The organism is Veillonella atypica, from assembly GCF_041431435.1.
Lineage (GTDB): Bacteria > Bacillota > Negativicutes > Veillonellales > Veillonellaceae > Veillonella > Veillonella atypica.
The window spans coordinates 1-923 of the sequence record NZ_JAPVXV010000014.1 but is presented as its reverse complement, the minus strand read 5'-3'; the positions used below and the strand labels follow the sequence as shown (position 1 = coordinate 923).

Annotated in this window: 1 rRNA gene; it reads right to left on the bottom strand. The window is 49.9% G+C overall.

Annotated elements, in window-relative coordinates:
- A 23S ribosomal RNA gene (locus tag O3598_RS09495) occupies window positions 1–923 on the bottom strand; the annotation flags it as partial.

Genomic DNA, 923 nt, shown 5'->3' with positions numbered 1-923 from the left:
CCTGGTTGTTTTGGAAATTCCACATCCTTCGCCACTTAGTATGACATTGGGGACCTTAGTCGGTGTTCTGGGCTGTTTCCCTCTTGACAATGGACCTTATCATTCACTGTCTGACTCCCGAGTATAAGTATAGCCATTCGTAGTTTGACTAGGTTCGGTAACCGGTATGGCCCCTAGCCCGATCAGTGCTCTACCGCCTATACTCTCAACCTCGAGGCTAGCCCTAAAGCTATTTCGGGGAGAACCAGCTATCTCCGTGTTCGATTGGCATTTCACCCCTATCCACAACTCATCCCAAAGCTTTTCAACGCTCACGAGTTCGGTCCTCCACACAATTTTACCTGTGCTTCAACCTGGCCATGGATAGATCACTACGGTTTCGGGTCTACTATCACTAACTGAACGCCCTGTTCAGACTCGCTTTCGCTGCGGCTCCATGTTTTCCACTTAACCTCGCTAGCAACAGTAACTCGTCGGTTCATTCTTCAATAGGCACGCCGTCGTCCTGATATATATACAGACTTCGACTGTTTGTAGACATACGGTTTCAGGTTCTCTTTCACTCCCCGCCAGGGGTTCTTTTCACCTTTCCCTCACGGTACTATGCGCTATCGGTCGATATCAGTATTTTGGCTTGGAGGGTGGTCCCCCCTGCTTCCCACAAGGTTTCACGTGTCTCGTGGTACTCTGGATACAGTCCCATGTATGCAAGGTTTCGATTACAGGGCTTTCACCTTCTGCGGCTGAGCTTTCCAACTCGATTCTTCTACCTCATTTACACTTGATGACTGTCCTCAACCCCGGTGCGGTTGCCCGCTCCGGTTTGGCCTCTTTCCCGTTCGCTCGCCGCTACTAAGAAAATCTCGTTTGATTACTCTTCCTCTGGGTAATTAGATGTTTCAGTTCCCCAGGTGCCCTCCTCA